The sequence below is a fragment of the Streptomyces lunalinharesii genome (assembly GCF_039532155.1).
GTDB classification, from domain to species: domain Bacteria; phylum Actinomycetota; class Actinomycetes; order Streptomycetales; family Streptomycetaceae; genus Streptomyces; species Streptomyces lunalinharesii.
Genome location: NZ_BAAARK010000020.1, coordinates 40,433 through 55,234, shown reverse-complemented (window position 1 = coordinate 55,234; position 14,802 = coordinate 40,433). Strand labels below are relative to the sequence as shown.

Below are 14,802 nucleotides of genomic sequence, written 5' to 3'. Positions count from 1 at the left end.
GGCCTAGACTCCCGTCCGTACAGATCGTGTAAAAGTCGTTTCAAGAAGCGCAGTCAGGGAGCGAGGGGCGGACGTGCCGGACGCGACCGTACGCACCACCGTCGCCGCGGACTATTTCCAGGGCTATTCGGCCGTCGGGATCATCGCCGTGGTCGGAGTGCTGTTCGTCGCCGTGGCCTTCGGGGCCGGGCGACTGCTGCGACCCGTCGTGCCCACGCCCGAGAAGCTGCTGACGTACGAGTGCGGCGTGGATCCGGTCGGCGAGGGCTGGGCGCACACCCAGGTCCGCTACTACGTCTACGCCTTCCTCTACGTCGTCTTCGCCGTCGACTCGATCTTCCTTTTCCCCTGGGCCACGGTCTTCGCCGCTCCTGGATTCGGCGGAGTGACGCTGGTGGAGATGTTCGTCTTCCTCGGCTTCCTCGCCATCGGCCTGCTCTACGCGTACAAGAAGGGCGTCCTGGAATGGACGTGACCCCCGCCTCCGCCGCCCCCGAGTTCCTGCCGGAGCCGCGGCGCCTCGGCGCGCTGGCCCGGCTGGCGCCCGAACCCATGAAGGTGGTCCTCAACTGGGGCCGCCGCTACAGCCTGTGGGTCTTCAACTTCGGCCTGGCCTGCTGCGCCATCGAGTTCATCGCGGCGTCCATGGCCCGGCACGACTTCATCCGGCTCGGCGTGATCCCGTTCGCGCCCGGTCCGCGCCAGGCCGACCTGATGGTCGTCTCCGGCACCGTCACCGACAAGATGGCGCCCGCGGTCAAGCGGCTCTACGAGCAGATGCCCGAGCCGAAGTACGTCATCTCCTTCGGCGCCTGCTCCAATTGCGGCGGCCCGTACTGGGACTCGTACGCGGTCACCAAGGGCGTCGACCAGATCATCCCGGTGGACGTCTACGTCCCCGGCTGCCCGCCCCGCCCGGAGGCGCTGCTCCAGGGCATCCTCAAGCTCCAGGAGAAGATCGCCCGCGAGTCGCTCGCCGAGCGCTACGGGCGCTCCGCCCGGCCGTCCGCCGCGGCGCTGCGCAGCGGCCTGGTGACCCCGCCGGCCGCCCCCGGGCCGGCCGCGTCCACCGCCGCGGGGGAGGACCCCCGATGACCGAGCAGCCCGAGCAGCCGGCGGTCCCGTCCGAGGAACCGGCCGGGGCGGGTGCCGCGGCCGTCGAGGCGCCCGTCGGCTGGCTGCCGCGTCCGGCCGGCGAGCTCTTCGGCCCCGGCGCCACCGCGGAACTGGCGTACGACCTGCTGACCGTCGACGTCCCGGCGGACGCCTGGCTCACCGCGCTGACCGTCGCCCGCGACGACCTCGGCTGCACCTACTTCGACTGGTTGAGCGCCGTCGACGAGCCCGGCACGGGCTTTCGGATCTGCGTCCACCTCGCCGACGTGGCCCGCCGCGGCACCGTGCGCCGGCTGCTCGTGCGGACCACCGTGCCGCACGACGCGCCCGTGCTGCCCACTGCCGTGGGCGTGTTCGCGGGTGCCGGTTGGCACGAGCGGGAGACCCACGAGATGTTTGGCGTGGACTTCACCGGCCACCCGCACCTGGTGCCGCTGCTGCTGCCGGACGCCTTCGAAGGCCATCCGCTGCGCAAGGACTTCGTGCTCGCGGCCCGGGTCGCGAAGGCGTGGCCCGGCGCCAAGGAGCCGGGGGAGTCCGAGCACGGCGGGCCCAAGCGGCGGCAGATGCTCCCCCCGGGGGTGCCCGACCCCAACGAATGGGGCCCCCTCAAGGGGCAGTTGCCGTCCGCCCCGGCGCGGCCGGCCCGCGGCGCGCGGGCGGCGGGTGCCGCCGGCGAGCGCCCGGCCCGGCGGACCCGCACCGCCGGCGGAGGCTCGGCAAGCCAGCAGGCCCCGGCCACCGGAACGCCGGCCCCCGAGACCCCGGCCCCCGAGACCCCGGCCCCCGAGGCCCCAGCCACCGAGGCGCCGGCCGGCACCCCGGTCGAGCGCCCCGCCCGTGCCGCCCGCCCGGACCGGCCCGCCCGGCGCGCCCGCTCGGCGAGCGACGGTTCGGCCAGCCAGCAGGCGGCCGCCCCCGAGACCACCGCGCCCAAGGACACGTCCGAGACCACCGCGCCCAAGGACACCGCGCCCAAGGACACCGCACCCGACGACGCGGCACCCGGGGGCACCACTGACGCCGGGACCGCGTCCGCCGCGGCCGCCCCGCGCTCCTCCGACGCGCCCTGGCACCACGCCCGCCCGGCCTTCGACGCGCCACAAGCCGCGCCTGGACCGGAACCGGCGAAGGAGCCGAAGCCCGAGCCGGAGCCGGAGTCGGAAGCGCCCCGGAAGCCGGCCCCGGCACCGGAGCCCGCCCCGCAGCAGCCCGACGAACGACCCGAAGGAGGCGACACCCCGTGAGCGACACCCTCGCCCTGGTGCTGCGCCTGCTCGCCGTCTTCGTCGTCTTCCTGGTGTTCCCGCTGGTCATCGGCCAGACCGAGCACAAGGTGATGGCCCACATGCAGGGTCGGCTCGGCCCCATGTACGCGGGCGGCTTCCACGGCTGGGCGCAGCTCGTCGCCGACGGCGTGAAGTTCGCGCAGAAGGAGGACGTGGTTCCGAGCGGCGCCGACCGGCGGATCTTCCAGCTCGCGCCCGCGGTCGCCCTGCTGCCGTACCTCCTGGTCATGATCGCCATCCCGGTCGGACCGCACAACGCCGTCGGGCAGGCCCTGGACGCCGGCGTCTTCTACGTGCTCGCGGTGATGGGCGTCGGCGTGCTCGGCTCCCTGATGGCGGGCTGGGCCTCGGCCAACAAGTTCTCCCTGCTCGGCGGCCTGCGGACGGCCGCGCAACTGCTCGCCTACGAACTGCCGATGCTGCTGGCCGCCGCGTCCGTCGCGATGGCCGCCGGCACCCTGTCGCTGCCGGGCATCCTCGACGCCTTCCACTGGTGGTGGGTGCCGTGGCAGCTCATCGGCGGCGTGGTGTTCTTCACCGCCGGGCTCGCCGAGCTCCAACGGCCGCCGTTCGACATGCCGGTCGCCGACTCGGAGATCATCTTCGGCGCGTACACCGAGTACACCGGACTGCGCTTCGCGCTCTTCCTGCTCGCCGAGTACGCCGGCATCGTCGTGCTCAGCGCCCTGACCGCGGTCCTCTTCCTGGGCGGCTGGCACGGCCCGTTCGGCGCCGACGGCCTGGGCTGGCTGTGGACGCTGGTGAAGACCGTGGCGCTCTGCTTCGTCGTCATCTGGCTGCGGGTCACCTACCCGCGGCTGCGCGAGGACCAGTTGCAAAAGCTCGCCTGGACGGTCCTGATTCCGCTCGCGCTCGCCCAGATCGCCCTCACCGGCGTCGTCAAGGTGGTGATCTCCTAAATGGGTATCCCCGGTTCCGGTCTGGCCAAGGGCTTGGCCGTCACGCTCCGCACCATGACGCGGAAGTCCGTCACCGCGCAGTACCCGGACGCCCAACCCGACCTGCCGCCGCGCGCCCGCGGCGTCATCGGGCTGTTCGAGGAGAACTGCACGGTCTGCATGCTGTGCGCCCGCGAGTGCCCCGACTGGTGCATCTACATCGACTCCCACAAGGAGACGGTGCCGCCGGCCGCCCCCGGAGGCCGCGAACGCAGCCGCAACGTGCTGGACCGCTTCGCGATCGACTTCGCCCTGTGCATGTACTGCGGGATCTGCATCGAGGTCTGCCCGTTCGACGCGCTGTTCTGGTCGCCGGAGTTCGAGTACGCCGAGACCGACATCCGCGACCTGACCCACGAGCGCGACAAGCTGCGCGAGTGGATGTGGACGGTGCCCGAACCGCCCGCGCTGGACCCGGCGGCCGAAGAGCCCAAGGAGATCGCCGCCGCCCACAAGGCCGCGGACAAGCTCGCCGCCCAACAGGCCGCCGCGGCCGCCGAGCCGCCGCCCGCCGACAACGCCACCGACACCACCGGGGAGGGAACGTGACGCTCGCCGCCGCAAGCCACGGCTTCCTGTCGCCCACCGGCGTCGAGATCGCCTTCGTCCTCGTCGGCATCGCCACGCTCGGCGCGGCGCTGCTGACCGTCACCTCCCGGCAGCTGGTGCACGCGGCCCTGTGGCTGGTGGTCGCCCTCGGCGGGGTCGCCGTGGAGTACCTCCTGCTCACCGCCGAGTTCATCGCCTGGGTGCAGGTGCTGATCTACGTCGGATCGGTGGTCGTGCTGCTGCTCTTCGGGCTGATGCTCACCAAGGCGCCCATCGGCCCGTCCCCGGACGCCGATTCGGGCAACCGCTGGGCCGCGCTCACGGTGGCCGGGGCCTCGGCCGCGGCCCTGGTCTGGGTCGTCGTCGACGCCTTCCGTGCCACCTGGATCGACCTCGCCGGGACGGTGCAGGGCTCCGCCGAGGTCTCCGGGCAGAGCCTGTTCCGCTTCTGGGTGCTGCCCTTCGAAGCGCTCTCCGTCCTGCTGCTCGCCGCGCTGGTCGGCGCGATCGTGCTGTCCCGCCGCGGCGGCGATGCCAAGGGCGCCGCCGAGACCTCGGCCCCCGCCGCGGGGGAGGAGCGGCACTGATGCACCTGGCCTATCCGGCGGTCCTCGCCGTCCTGCTCTTCTGCACCGGCCTGTACGGCGTGCTCGCGCGCCGCAACGCGATCCTGGTGCTGATGTCCGTCGAGCTGATGCTCAACGCCGTCAACCTCAACCTCGTCGCCTTCGACGTCTGGCTGCGCGACGCCCTGCACGGCGGCCAGGCGCTCACCCTCTTCACCATCGCCGTCGCCGCCGCCGAGATCGGCATCGGGCTGGCGATCGTGCTCCTCGTCTACCGCAACCGCGGCAGTTCCGACATCGACCGGCTCCGCGACCTCGCCGAGCAGCCGGCCGGGCCGGACGGCGCCGCCGGGTCGCGCGAGGCGCAGCCGGACACCGGGGCGGAGGCCACCGCGTGACGCTCACGACCACCGCCGTACTCGTTCCCCTCCTGCCCTTCCTCGGGGCCGTCGCGGGCCTCCTCATGGGCCGCCGCTCGCCCGGCTTCGTCCGACCGCTGGCGGTGCTGCCGACGCTCGCCGCCGCGGTGCTGACCGTCGCCGTCGCCGTCGGCCAGGGCGGCGGCCCGGCCACCGACGTCGCCACCCGGCTCACCCCGACCGGCTCGCTCCCCATCGACCTGGCGCTGCACGTCGACGGCTTCGCCGCACTGATCGCCGTCCTCGTCGGGGTGGTCGCGACCTGCGTGCAGGTCTACTCCACGGCGTACCTGCGCGACGATCCGCGCTACCCCTCCTACGCCGCGCTGGTCTCGCTGTTCACCTCCGCGATGCTGCTGGTCGTCTACACCGGCGACCTGATGGTGCTGCTGGTCGGCTGGGAGGTCATGGGCATCTGCTCGTACTTCCTGGTCGGCCACTACTGGGAGACCGAGGCCGCCCGCGCCGCCTCGCTCAAGGCGTTCCTCGTCACCAAGCTCGGCGACGTGCCGTTCCTCTTCGGCATCTTCGCGCTGGCCGCCGACACCGGGACCTTCCGGATCACCGGCATCCTCGGCCACGTCGCCCGCGACGGCCTGCACCACCCGACGCTGATCGCGCTGCTGCTGCTGGCCGGCGTCGCGGGCAAGTCGGCGCAGTTCCCGCTGCACACCTGGCTCCCGGACGCGATGGCCGGCCCGACGCCGGTCTCCGCGCTCATCCACGCCGCGACGATGGTCGCCGCCGGCGTCTACGTCGTCGCCCGGCTCCTCCCGGTCTTCGCCGCCTCCGCCGCGGCGCTGGTCGTGCTCGCGGTGCTGGCCGCGGTGACCATGGTCGGCTCCGCGCTGGCCGCGCTCGCCCAGGACGACATCAAGCGCGTGCTGGCCTATTCGACCGTCGGACAACTCGGCTACATGACCGGGGCGCTGGCCGTCGGCGACCGCGGCGCCGCCGTCTTCCACCTGCTGTCGCACGGCGCGTTCAAGGCCCTGCTCTTCCTCGGCGCGGGCGTGGTCATCCACGCCGCGGGCACCAACTCGCTCGCCGCGATGTCGCGGATGGGCGGGCTCGCCCGCCGGATCCCGGACGCCGCCTGGACGCTGGCCGTCGCGCTGCTCGCGCTGGCCGCCATCCCGCCGTTCGCCGGGTTCTTCTCCAAAGAGGCCGTCCTGGGGGCCGCCGAGCACGCCGCCACCGGCCACGCGGCCGGCATCCCCGGCGCCGCCGGCTGGACCGTGCTGGTCTCCGGCCTGGTCACCGCCCTCCTCACCGCCGCCTACGCCACCCGGCTGTGGCTGCTGGTCTTCCGCGGCAGCGGCCCGGAGGTCCCCGACCACGGCCGCCAGCCGCTGGCCATGACCGCCATGCTGTGGGTGCTCTTCGTCCCCACCGTCGGCTTCGGACTGACCGCCCCCCTCCTGCCCGCCTGGTTCGACGGGCGCTCGCTCGTCCCGACCGCCACCACCTCCGTGCTGGGCACCGGCGTCGCCCTCGTCGGCGGCCTGATCACCTACGCCGCCTGGCGCCACACCAAGGCCCTCGCCGCCCGCGCCCCGCTCGGCGCGGTCGTCGTGGCGGAGGACGCCACGCCCGCGCTCGCCGAGGAACTGGCCATCGTCACCCACCCCCCGGCCTACGGCGACGCCGCCGGCGCCCCGGACCCGGCCGACCCCGGCCGGCTCCTCCTCGGCCCGCTGCACCGCCACGCGGCCGCCGGCTTCCACCTCGACGCCGTCTACTCCGCGCTGTTCGTCAAGCCGGTCCGCGGCGCTGCGGAACTGGTCCGCTTCCTGGACCGCGCCGTCGTCGACACCTACGTCAGCGGTGCGGGCGCCGCCCCCCGCTGGCTGGGCGCCGCCGTCCGCCGGGCCCAGACCGGGAACGTGCAGACCTACCTCGGCGCGCTGCTGGCCGGTGCGCTGGTCCTGGGCATCGCCGCCGTCCTCGTCGCCACGGGCACGGGAGCCTGACCGTGCCGCCATCCCCCGGGGGCCGCCCCCCGCACCCCCAGCCGGCAGTCCCCGTGGCCGGCCCCGCCGGAGCCGAAACCCTGAGGAGGGCCTGACCCGTGAACCACACCGCCCTGCAGATCCTCCTCGCGGGCTCCGTCGTCCTCCCCCTCGTCGGCGCGCTCGCCGCGCTGCTGCCGGCCCCGCCCGGCCTGAAGGGGAAGAACCCGGACCAGGCCGTGCTGCGCCACGGCGTGACCGTCACCGGCGTGGTGTTCGCCGCGACCCTCGCCCTGGCCGTCGGCTTCGACCACGCTCACCCGGCGCGTATGCAGGCCACCACCGACCTCAGTTGGATCCCGGCGCTCGGCATCCGCATCCACCTCGGCGTCGACGGCATCTCCCTCCCCCTCGTCGTCCTGACCGCGCTGCTGACCTTCCTCTGCGCCGTCTACAGCTACTTCAAGATGCCAACGGGCCCGTCCCCCAAGGCATTCGTGGCGCTGCTCCTCGTCCTGGAATCCGGCACCCTGGCGACCTTCGCCGTGCTGGACCTGATGCTCTTCTTCCTCGCCTTCGAGATGGTCCTCATCCCGATGTACTTCCTCATCGCCCGCTGGGGCGGGGCGGGACGGCAGGCGGCGGCCTGGAAGTTCATCCTCTACACGCTGCTCGGCTCCGTCGTGATGCTGCTCGGCCTCCTCCTCATCGGGCTGAAATCCGGCACCTTCGACATGGTCGCACTGGCCACTGACAACGGGCCGAAGGCCCAGCTCAGCCACACCGTCCAGCTCGTCGCGGTGCTCGCCGTCGGCATCGGACTGGCCGTCAAGTCGCCGATGTGGCCGCTGCACAGCTGGCTGCCGGACGCGCACACCGCCGCCCCCACCGTCGGCTCGGTGCTGCTGGCCGGCGTCCTGCTGAAGATGGGCACCTACGGCTTCGTGCGGATCGCGCTGCCGATCACGCCCGACGGCCTGCACACCGTCGCGCCGTACCTCGCCGCGCTGGCCGCCGTCGGCATCGTCTACGGCTCGCTGGCCTGCCTCGCGCTGGTGCGCACCGGCGCCAAGGGCGACCTCAAGCGGCTGATCGCCTACAGCTCCGTCGGCCACATGGGCTTCGTCCTGCTCGGCATCGCCAGCATGACCCCCACCGGCATCAACGGCGCGCTGTTCGCCAACATCGCGCACGGCCTGATCACCGGCCTGCTCTTCTTCCTCGTCGGCGGCCTCAAGGACCGCCTGGGCAGCACCGACCTGGACACCCTGGCGGGCACCACCGGCGCCGCCCTCTACGGCCGCGCGCCGCGCTTCGGCGGCCTGCTCGCCTTCGCCGCGGTGGCCTCCCTGGGCCTGCCCGGACTGGCCGGCTTCTGGGGCGAGATGCTGGCGATGTTCGGCGCGTTCTCCCCGGCAGCCGGCCTCAGCCGCCCCGCGTTCCTGACGTTCATGGCACTGGCCGGCCTCGGCACCCTGCTGACCGCCGCGTACCTGCTGCTGGTGGTCCGCCGGATCTGCATGGGCGGCACCCTCAAGGCCCCGACCTCCCCGACGGAGGCCGGCGGGCCGGCCACCGCCCCCGCCCTCCTTGACCTCGCGGGCTACGAATACGCGGCCTGGGGCCCCCTCGCCGTCCTCACCGTCCTCGCCGGACTGTGGCCCGCGGCCCTCCTCGGCCTCACGAACCCGGCCGTCCAGCAGCTCCTCGGAGGCGGTAAGTGATGAGTCAGGTCACCTCGTTGGTCCAGTCCGTCGACTGGGTCGCCATCGCCCCGCCCACCCTCACCGCGGCCGTCGCCCTGGTGGTGCTGGTCGCCGACCTCTTCCTCCCGGCCGCCCGCAAGCCCCTGTTGGGCTGGTTCGCCACCGCCGGCCTGGCCGCCTCCGCGCTCCTGCTGCTGCCCCTCCTGGACGGCCACCGCCGCACCTTCTGCCTGACCGGCACCCCCGAGGCGTGCAGCTACGTCGCCGACCACTTCACCCTGATCGTCCAGTTCCTGGTGCTCGGCGGCGCGCTCCTGACGGCGCTGCTGTCCATCGACGTCCTCAAGGACCACGACCTGCCCGCCGGGGAGTACTGGTTCCTGCTGCTGTCCTCCGCGGCCGGCGCCGCCCTGCTGCCCGCCTCCCGGGACCTGGCCACCCTGGTCATCGCCCTGGAGGTCGCCTCGCTGCCGGCCTTCGCCCTGGTCGGGCTGCGCCGCGGCGACCGGCTCTCCTCCGAGGCGGCGCTGAAGTTCTTCCTCTCCTCGGTCGCCGCCACCGCCGTGATGCTGCTCGGCGTGAGCTTCGTCTACGCGGCCACCGGGAGCCTGCACCTCTCCCGGGTGGCGCACGCCCTGGCCGCCCTCCCGGACCCCCGCCTGGCCACCCTGGCCAGCGCCGGCGTCGCGCTCACCCTCGTCGGCTTCGCCTTCAAGACCGCCGCCGCCCCCTTCCACTTCTGGGTGCCGGACACCTACGTCGGCGCGCCGCTGCCGATCGCCGCGTACCTCTCCGTGGTCGGCAAGGCCGTCGGCTTCTCCGGCCTGATCCTGGTCACCGTCCAGGGCTTCCCCGCGTACGCGGACGTCTGGGGCCCGGCGCTGGCCGTGCTCGCCGCGCTCACCATGACCGTCGGCAACGTCGCCGCGCTCCGCCAGGACCCGGCCCGCACCCACAGCGCGGTCCGCCTGCTCGCCTGGTCCTCCGTCGGCCAGGCCGGCTACCTGCTGGTCCCGATCGCCGCCGCCGGCTACGCCCACGACCCCGCGCACGCCGTCGGCGCCACCGTCGCCTACGCCCTGATGTACGCCGCGGTGAACCTCGGGGCCTTCGCCGTCGCCGCCCTGGTGGCCCGCACCAGCCCCGCCAACCGCCTGGTCGACTACCGGGGCCTCTACCACCGCCGCCCCCTGGTGGCGCTCGCCCTCGGCTTCTTCCTGCTGTGCCTGGCGGGCCTGCCGCCGGGCATCATCGGCCTGTTCGCCAAGGTGACGGTCTTCTCGGCCGCGGTCGACGCCGGACTGGGCTGGCTCGCCGTCGTCATGGCCGTGAACGTGGTCATCGCGCTCTACTACTACCTCCAGTGGACCGCGCTCCTCTTCCGGCCCGCCGAGGCCCCGGCCGGCGAGCCCGCCGGACCGTCCCGCGCCCCGATCCCGGCGGCCCTGACCACCGCCCTGGCCCTGGCCACCGTGCTGGGCGTCGCCCTCTCCGGCGCCCCCCAGCTCGTCCTCCGCTTCGCCGCCGGCGCCCTCCTCTAGGACCGCCGCCGCGCCCCACGGCCCGGGCCGTGGGGCCGCACGGCCCCGCCGTCCGGCGCCCCCGGACGGTCTCCCCGCCGGCCGCACCCCCGCCGCCCGCCACCAGGCACGGCCCGGGGAACCACCCCTGCTCATCTCGCGTTGACCAGTGAGTAAGGGTCCACTGGAGAGTGGAGAAACGAAGCAAAGGGTTCCCCTGCCGCACCACTTGGAGGGCGTACCGTGCACCGCCGGCACAACGGGCTCAGGACCGCCGTACTCCTCGGGGGACTGTCCGCACTCATCATCGTCATCGGCAGCTTCTTCGGCCGTACGGGACTGGTCGTCGCGGTCCTGGTAGCCGTGGGCACCAACGCCTACGCGTACTGGAACAGCGACAAACTCGCCCTGCGCGCGATGCGGGCCCGCCCGGTCAGCGAGTTCGAGGCGCCCCAGCTCTACCGCATGGTCCGCGAGCTCTCGACCACGGCCCGCCAGCCCATGCCGCGCCTGTACATCTCCCCGACCCAGGCGCCCAACGCCTTCGCCACCGGCCGCAACCCCCGCAACGCCGCGGTCTGCTGCACCGACGGCATCCTCCAGATCCTCGACGAGCGCGAGCTGCGCGGCGTCATCGGCCACGAGCTCAGCCACGTCTACAACCGCGACATCCTCATCTCCTCCGTCGCGGGCGCCCTGGCCTCGGTCGTGATGTTCCTGGTCAACTTCGCCTGGCTGATCCCGATGGGCCGCTCCGACGACGATGACGAGGGCCCCGGCCTCCTCGGCACGCTCCTGATCATGCTCCTCGGCCCGATCGCGGCCTCGCTGATCCAGCTCGCCGTCAGCCGCTCCCGCGAGTACCAGGCCGACGCCTCCGGAGCCCAGCTCACCGGCGACCCGCTCGCGCTGGCCTCCGCCCTGCGCAAACTGGAACGGGGCACCCAGCAGCTCCCGCTGCCGCCCGAGCCCCGCCTGGAGACCGCCAGCCACATGATGATCGCCAACCCGTTCCGCCCCGGCGAGGGCCTCTCCCGGCTCTTCTCCACCCACCCGCCGATGCCCGAACGGATCGCCCGACTGGAACGCATGGCCGGCCACCACCACCCCTGAAACCGACCGGCCCCCGAACGACGCAACGTTTCCCGGCACCACTCGCGTCTACGACGGCGGAACCACCACCCGTCCCGCCCTTGGAAGGCCGACCATGAAGTTCATCCTCAACATCATCTGGCTGGTCCTCAGCGGCCTCTGGATGGCGCTCGGCTACGTTCTCGCGGGCGTGATCTGCTGCATCCTGATCGTCACGATCCCCTTCGGCATCGCCAGCTTCCGGATCGCCGGCTACGCCCTGTGGCCGTTCGGCCGGACGACCGTGGAGCGCCACGACGCCGGCGCCGGCTCGGCGCTCGGCAACGTGATCTGGATCATTTTCGCCGGCTGGTGGCTGGCCCTGGGCCACATCGTCAGCGGCATCGCCCTGTGCGTGACGATCATCGGGATCCCGTTCGGCATCGCCAACTTCAAGATGATCCCGATCTCCCTGGTCCCCCTGGGCCGCGAGATCGTCCCCACCGACCAGCCGTTCGCCACCCGGTGAACGCCGCTGGGGCGGCGCGCTCCCGTGCCGCGCCGCCCCAGCGACTCACCGCGTGCTGCTGCACGCCCCTTCCGGGGCCGCTCAGCGGTAGTTGACGAACTGGATCGCGAAGTCCAGGTCCTTGCCGCGCAGCAGCTGCTGAACGGTCTGCAGGTCGTCCCGGCTCTTGGAGCTGACCCGCAGCTCGTCGCCCTGCACCTGCGCCTTGACGCCCTTCGGGCCCTCATCGCGGATGATCTTGGCGACCTTCTTCGCGTTGTCCTGCGAGATCCCCTCCTGCATCGAGGAGGAGATCCGGTACTCCTTGCCCGAGGCCTGCGGTTCGCCGGTCTCCAGCGCCTTGAGCGAGATCCCGCGCTTGACCAGCTTGGACTGGAAGATGTCCAGGACGGCCTTCACCCGCTCCTCGGCGTTGGCCCGCATTTCGATCTTCTCGCCCGACCACTGGATCGACGCGTCCACGCCCTTGAAGTCGTAACGCTGCGAGATCTCCTTGGCGGCCTGGTTGAGCGCGTTGTCGACCTCCTGCCGCTCGACCTTCGAGACGATGTCGAAACTGGAGTCGGCCATGGTGGATTGGCTCCTCGTACGTAGATCCATCAGGGACGCGGCCCTTCCCGGACCGCCCGCCAAGCCTAGCCACCCGACCAAGATCCAGCGCTCCGGAAGCGAGTGGCAGAGCACCCCCTGTCATCGGGTATGGTTTACGTCGTTGCCACAGAGCACCGCCCCACAGCGGGACTCCGGACGACACAACCCGGCGGTGTGCCCGAGCGGCCAAAGGGAGCAGACTGTAAATCTGCCGGCTTCGCCTTCCCAGGTTCGAATCCTGGCGCCGCCACAGCCAAGAAAAGCCCCCGGATCGTAGAAATGCGATCCGGGGGTTCTTTCGTGTTGCCGCCTTTCGTGTGGTGTCGCGGCCCGGTGCCGCGCCGGGTGAATTTCCGCGGGCGCGCCCCTTCGGCGCGCCGCGCCCGCGGCCCCGCCGGCCGCTGACCGGCCGGAGCCGCCGCTACGGGCACCAGCGACCGCACGGGCGCCGACGCCACCCCGGACCCGGGGTGGCGTCGTTGGGGGCGTCACGGGGCGGCAGACGCGCCCTCAGGGCCTTCCGCGGCGCGTTCCGCCGCCGCCCCTCAGTGCGACGCCACGTTCCGCACCGCGTCCACCACCGGCACGTCCCCGCCGATCAGCTCCAGCGTCCGCCCGGCCGTCCCGGGCTCGTCCAACAGCGCCGCCAGCACGGCCGCCACGTCGTCCCGGGACACCGCCCCGCGCCCGGTCGCGTCGGCCAGCGTCACCTGACCGGTACCGGGATCGTCGGTGAGTCGACCGGGCCGCAGGACCGTCCAGTCCAGCCCGGCGCGGGCCCGTACGTCGGCGTCCGCGGCGCCCTTCGCCCGCAGGTAGGCCGCGAAGACCGGATCGGTGCCCTCCGGCGGCTCCCGGTCCGCACCCATCGACGACACGACCACGAACCGCCGTACGCCCGCCGCCTCGGCCGCGTCCGCGAACAGCGTCGCCGCGCCCCGGTCCACGCTGTCCTTGCGCGCGGCGCCGCTGCCCGGCCCGGCGCCCGCGGCGAAGACGGCCGCGTCCGCGCCCTCCAGGTGTCGGGCGACGTCGCCCACCGACGCCGACTCCAGGTCGCAGACCACCGGTTCGGCACCCGCGGCCAGCAGGGCGCCGGCCTGTTCCGGCCGCCGGACGATCCCGGCGACCTCGTCCCCGCGCGCGTGCAGCAACCGCTCCAGCCGCAGCGCGATCTGACCATGTCCACCTGCGATGACAATGCGCATGCTGCCGACCGTACGCCGAACCGCCCCGGCGCACCGCAGGACCGGCCGGTGCGGCGCTCAGCGCTGCGACTGGCGGGGCAACTCCATTGCCACGTCCACCGAATCGCAGTACTCGCGCACCGCACTGGTGCGCGCCACCACGCGGCCCCGGTGCACCACGATCCGGCTGTACGCCAACGACAGCACCCCGGCGATCCGTTCCCCCCGCACCGCCAGCAACTCCGCCGGGAATCCCGCCTCGACCCGCACCTCCGGCAGCCCCAGCGTCGCCCGCGCCGCCGAACTCACCGTCTCGTAGGCTGCCTCAGGCGTCGCCTCGCCCAAGGAGGCCAGCAGGTACGCGGCCTCCAGCGGGTCGCCGCGGCCGACCGGGTTCGCCGCGTCCCGCAGCGCCCCGCTGCCCGCCGCCACCCGCACCCCGGCCGCCCGCAGCAGGCGCACCGGCGCCGGCCGCGACACCCGGCTGCCGTTCCGCTCCAGACCGGTGCAGTCACCCTGCGGCAGGCAGACGACGGTGACGTCGGCGGCCGCCAACTGCTCCGCGACCCGCGCCGCCACGCTCCGCGGCATCCGCGCCATCCCGGCGCACGGCCCGATCGCCACGCCCGGCCGCAGCCCGCCGCACATCGCCGCGAACCGGGCCAGCCGCGCCGGGTCGTCGCCGTCGGTGTGCAGGTCCACCGGGCAGCCGTGCTCGTCCGCCACCTCCAGGACGGTCTCCACGTAGCCGGTCGGATCGGGGTCCAGGTCCGGGCAGCCGCCGATGACCGTGGCGCCCATCTTGACCGCGTCCCGCAGCATCGCCAGCCCGTTCGCGCCGGCCACCCCGGTCAACACCCGCGGCACCGCCACCGCCGCCAGGTCCGCCAGCCCGCGCAGCGCCCGCCGGGCCCGGAGCACCGCCGCCAGGGCCTGGAGCCCCTGGACGCCGCCGATCCGCACGTGGCTTCGCGACGCGGTCGCCCCGTGCCCCAGTTGGAGCAGCGCCGCCTCGGTGGTGCGGCGCTGGACGTCCTCGGCGGAGTCGGAGGCGGGCCCGTCGGCGTCCGCCGTCAGGGCGGTGTCGCAGTGCGCGTGCGGCTCCGCGGGGGCCGGCAGCAGCAGGTAGCCGGCGAGGTCCACCCGGGCGCCCTGCGGGGCCAGGCTGCCGGCCGTGCCGACCGCCTCGATGCGCCCGCCGCCGAGCCGGACGTCCACGGTGCGGCCGTCGGCGAGCCGGGCGCCGCACAGGACCAGTGCGCCGGAATCCGGCCGGGCGTACCGGCCGGCACCCCCGGGCTTCCCCGGCTGCGGCGAACTGCTGTCGGACATCGCGCTCCTCGAAGCC

Annotated in this window: 15 protein-coding genes and 1 tRNA gene; 13 read left to right on the top strand and 3 right to left on the bottom strand. The window is 73.6% G+C overall.

All coding sequences use genetic code 11. The features are described 5' to 3' along the window. Positions 1-73: 73 nt before the first annotated feature. From ABD385_RS26490 to ABD385_RS26435, 12 genes are all read left to right on the top strand, one after another. Positions 74-475 (top strand): NADH-quinone oxidoreductase subunit A, encoded by a 402-nt coding sequence (locus ABD385_RS26490; protein WP_016573332.1) that lies wholly within the window; start codon positions 74-76, stop codon positions 473-475. Further along, positions 466-1,095 carry an NADH-quinone oxidoreductase subunit B gene (locus ABD385_RS26485; RefSeq protein ID WP_344580602.1) on the top strand — a complete coding sequence of 210 codons (630 nt, stop codon included), beginning with the start codon at positions 466-468 and terminating at the stop codon, positions 1,093-1,095. The genes ABD385_RS26490 and ABD385_RS26485 overlap by 10 nt, the downstream gene beginning before the upstream one ends. After that, positions 1,092-2,363 (top strand): NADH-quinone oxidoreductase subunit C, encoded by a 1,272-nt coding sequence (locus ABD385_RS26480; RefSeq protein ID WP_344580600.1) that lies wholly within the window; start codon positions 1,092-1,094, stop codon positions 2,361-2,363. Before ABD385_RS26485 ends, ABD385_RS26480 begins: the two co-directional genes overlap by 4 nt. Then, the gene (locus ABD385_RS26475) at positions 2,360-3,325 is read left to right on the top strand and encodes a complex I subunit 1/NuoH family protein (RefSeq protein ID WP_344580598.1); all 966 of its coding nucleotides are present in this window, start codon (positions 2,360-2,362) and stop codon (positions 3,323-3,325) included. The genes ABD385_RS26480 and ABD385_RS26475 overlap by 4 nt, the downstream gene beginning before the upstream one ends. Then, entirely contained in the window at positions 3,326-3,913 is a 588-nt protein-coding gene (locus ABD385_RS26470) for a NuoI/complex I 23 kDa subunit family protein (RefSeq protein ID WP_344580597.1), read from the top strand. Then, positions 3,910-4,500: an NADH-quinone oxidoreductase subunit J family protein gene (locus ABD385_RS26465; protein WP_344580596.1), complete on the top strand. Its 591-nt coding sequence runs from the start codon at positions 3,910-3,912 to the stop codon at positions 4,498-4,500. Before ABD385_RS26470 ends, ABD385_RS26465 begins: the two co-directional genes overlap by 4 nt. After that, complete coding sequence (gene nuoK / locus ABD385_RS26460) at positions 4,500-4,877, top strand: NADH-quinone oxidoreductase subunit NuoK (RefSeq protein WP_344580595.1); 378 nt, start codon at positions 4,500-4,502, stop codon at positions 4,875-4,877. Before ABD385_RS26465 ends, nuoK begins: the two co-directional genes overlap by 1 nt. Continuing rightward, positions 4,874-6,871 carry an NADH-quinone oxidoreductase subunit 5 family protein gene (locus ABD385_RS26455; protein WP_344580593.1) on the top strand — a complete coding sequence of 666 codons (1,998 nt, stop codon included), beginning with the start codon at positions 4,874-4,876 and terminating at the stop codon, positions 6,869-6,871. Before nuoK ends, ABD385_RS26455 begins: the two co-directional genes overlap by 4 nt. Before the next feature lie 113 nt (positions 6,872-6,984). Next, positions 6,985-8,574 (top strand): complex I subunit 4 family protein, encoded by a 1,590-nt coding sequence (locus tag ABD385_RS26450; protein WP_344580836.1) that lies wholly within the window; start codon positions 6,985-6,987, stop codon positions 8,572-8,574. Further along, entirely contained in the window at positions 8,574-10,097 is a 1,524-nt protein-coding gene (locus ABD385_RS26445) for an NADH-quinone oxidoreductase subunit N (protein WP_344580591.1), read from the top strand. Before ABD385_RS26450 ends, ABD385_RS26445 begins: the two co-directional genes overlap by 1 nt. Before the next feature lie 222 nt (positions 10,098-10,319). Next, on the top strand, positions 10,320-11,189 hold the full coding sequence (gene htpX, locus ABD385_RS26440) for a zinc metalloprotease HtpX (RefSeq protein WP_344580589.1): 870 nt from the start codon (positions 10,320-10,322) through the stop codon (positions 11,187-11,189). 94 nt (positions 11,190-11,283) lie between these two features. After that, the gene (locus ABD385_RS26435) at positions 11,284-11,676 is read left to right on the top strand and encodes a YccF domain-containing protein (protein ID WP_344580588.1); all 393 of its coding nucleotides are present in this window, start codon (positions 11,284-11,286) and stop codon (positions 11,674-11,676) included. An 81-nt stretch (positions 11,677-11,757) separates the two neighbouring features. Here the strand turns inward: ABD385_RS26435 and ABD385_RS26430 are convergent, their stop codons facing one another. Next, the gene (locus ABD385_RS26430; RefSeq protein WP_344580586.1) at positions 11,758-12,246 is read right to left on the bottom strand and encodes a YajQ family cyclic di-GMP-binding protein; all 489 of its coding nucleotides are present in this window, start codon (positions 12,244-12,246) and stop codon (positions 11,758-11,760) included. A 189-nt stretch (positions 12,247-12,435) separates the two neighbouring features. On the opposite strand from ABD385_RS26430, the gene ABD385_RS26425 reads away from it, so the two are divergent. Continuing rightward, positions 12,436-12,517, top strand: a tRNA-Tyr gene (locus tag ABD385_RS26425). A 295-nt stretch (positions 12,518-12,812) separates the two neighbouring features. On the opposite strand, the gene ABD385_RS26420 is transcribed toward ABD385_RS26425, so the two are convergent. Beyond that, positions 12,813-13,475 (bottom strand): NAD(P)H-binding protein, encoded by a 663-nt coding sequence (locus ABD385_RS26420; protein ID WP_344580585.1) that lies wholly within the window; start codon positions 13,473-13,475, stop codon positions 12,813-12,815. Between the two features lie 57 nt (positions 13,476-13,532). Further along, on the bottom strand, positions 13,533-14,786 hold the full coding sequence (locus tag ABD385_RS26415; RefSeq protein WP_344580584.1) for an amidohydrolase family protein: 1,254 nt from the start codon (positions 14,784-14,786) through the stop codon (positions 13,533-13,535). Positions 14,787-14,802 lie beyond the last annotated feature (16 nt).

Bases quoted from the DNA above. Each gene is read 5' to 3' on its own strand.
- ABD385_RS26485 (WP_344580602.1), top strand. From the start codon at position 466: ATGGACGTGACCCCCGCCTCCGCCGCCCCCGAGTTCCTGCCGGAGCCG.
- ABD385_RS26480 (WP_344580600.1), top strand. From the start codon at position 1,092: ATGACCGAGCAGCCCGAGCAGCCGGCGGTCCCGTCCGAGGAACCGGCC.
- ABD385_RS26470 (WP_344580597.1), top strand. From the start codon at position 3,326: ATGGGTATCCCCGGTTCCGGTCTGGCCAAGGGCTTGGCCGTCACGCTC.
- nuoK (WP_344580595.1), top strand. From the start codon at position 4,500: ATGCACCTGGCCTATCCGGCGGTCCTCGCCGTCCTGCTCTTCTGCACC.
- ABD385_RS26445 (WP_344580591.1), top strand. From the start codon at position 8,574: ATGAGTCAGGTCACCTCGTTGGTCCAGTCCGTCGACTGGGTCGCCATC.
- ABD385_RS26435 (WP_344580588.1), top strand. From the start codon at position 11,284: ATGAAGTTCATCCTCAACATCATCTGGCTGGTCCTCAGCGGCCTCTGG.
- ABD385_RS26430 (WP_344580586.1), bottom strand. From the start codon at position 12,246: ATGGCCGACTCCAGTTTCGACATCGTCTCGAAGGTCGAGCGGCAGGAG.
- ABD385_RS26420 (WP_344580585.1), bottom strand. From the start codon at position 13,475: ATGCGCATTGTCATCGCAGGTGGACATGGTCAGATCGCGCTGCGGCTG.
- ABD385_RS26415 (WP_344580584.1), bottom strand. From the start codon at position 14,786: ATGTCCGACAGCAGTTCGCCGCAGCCGGGGAAGCCCGGGGGTGCCGGC.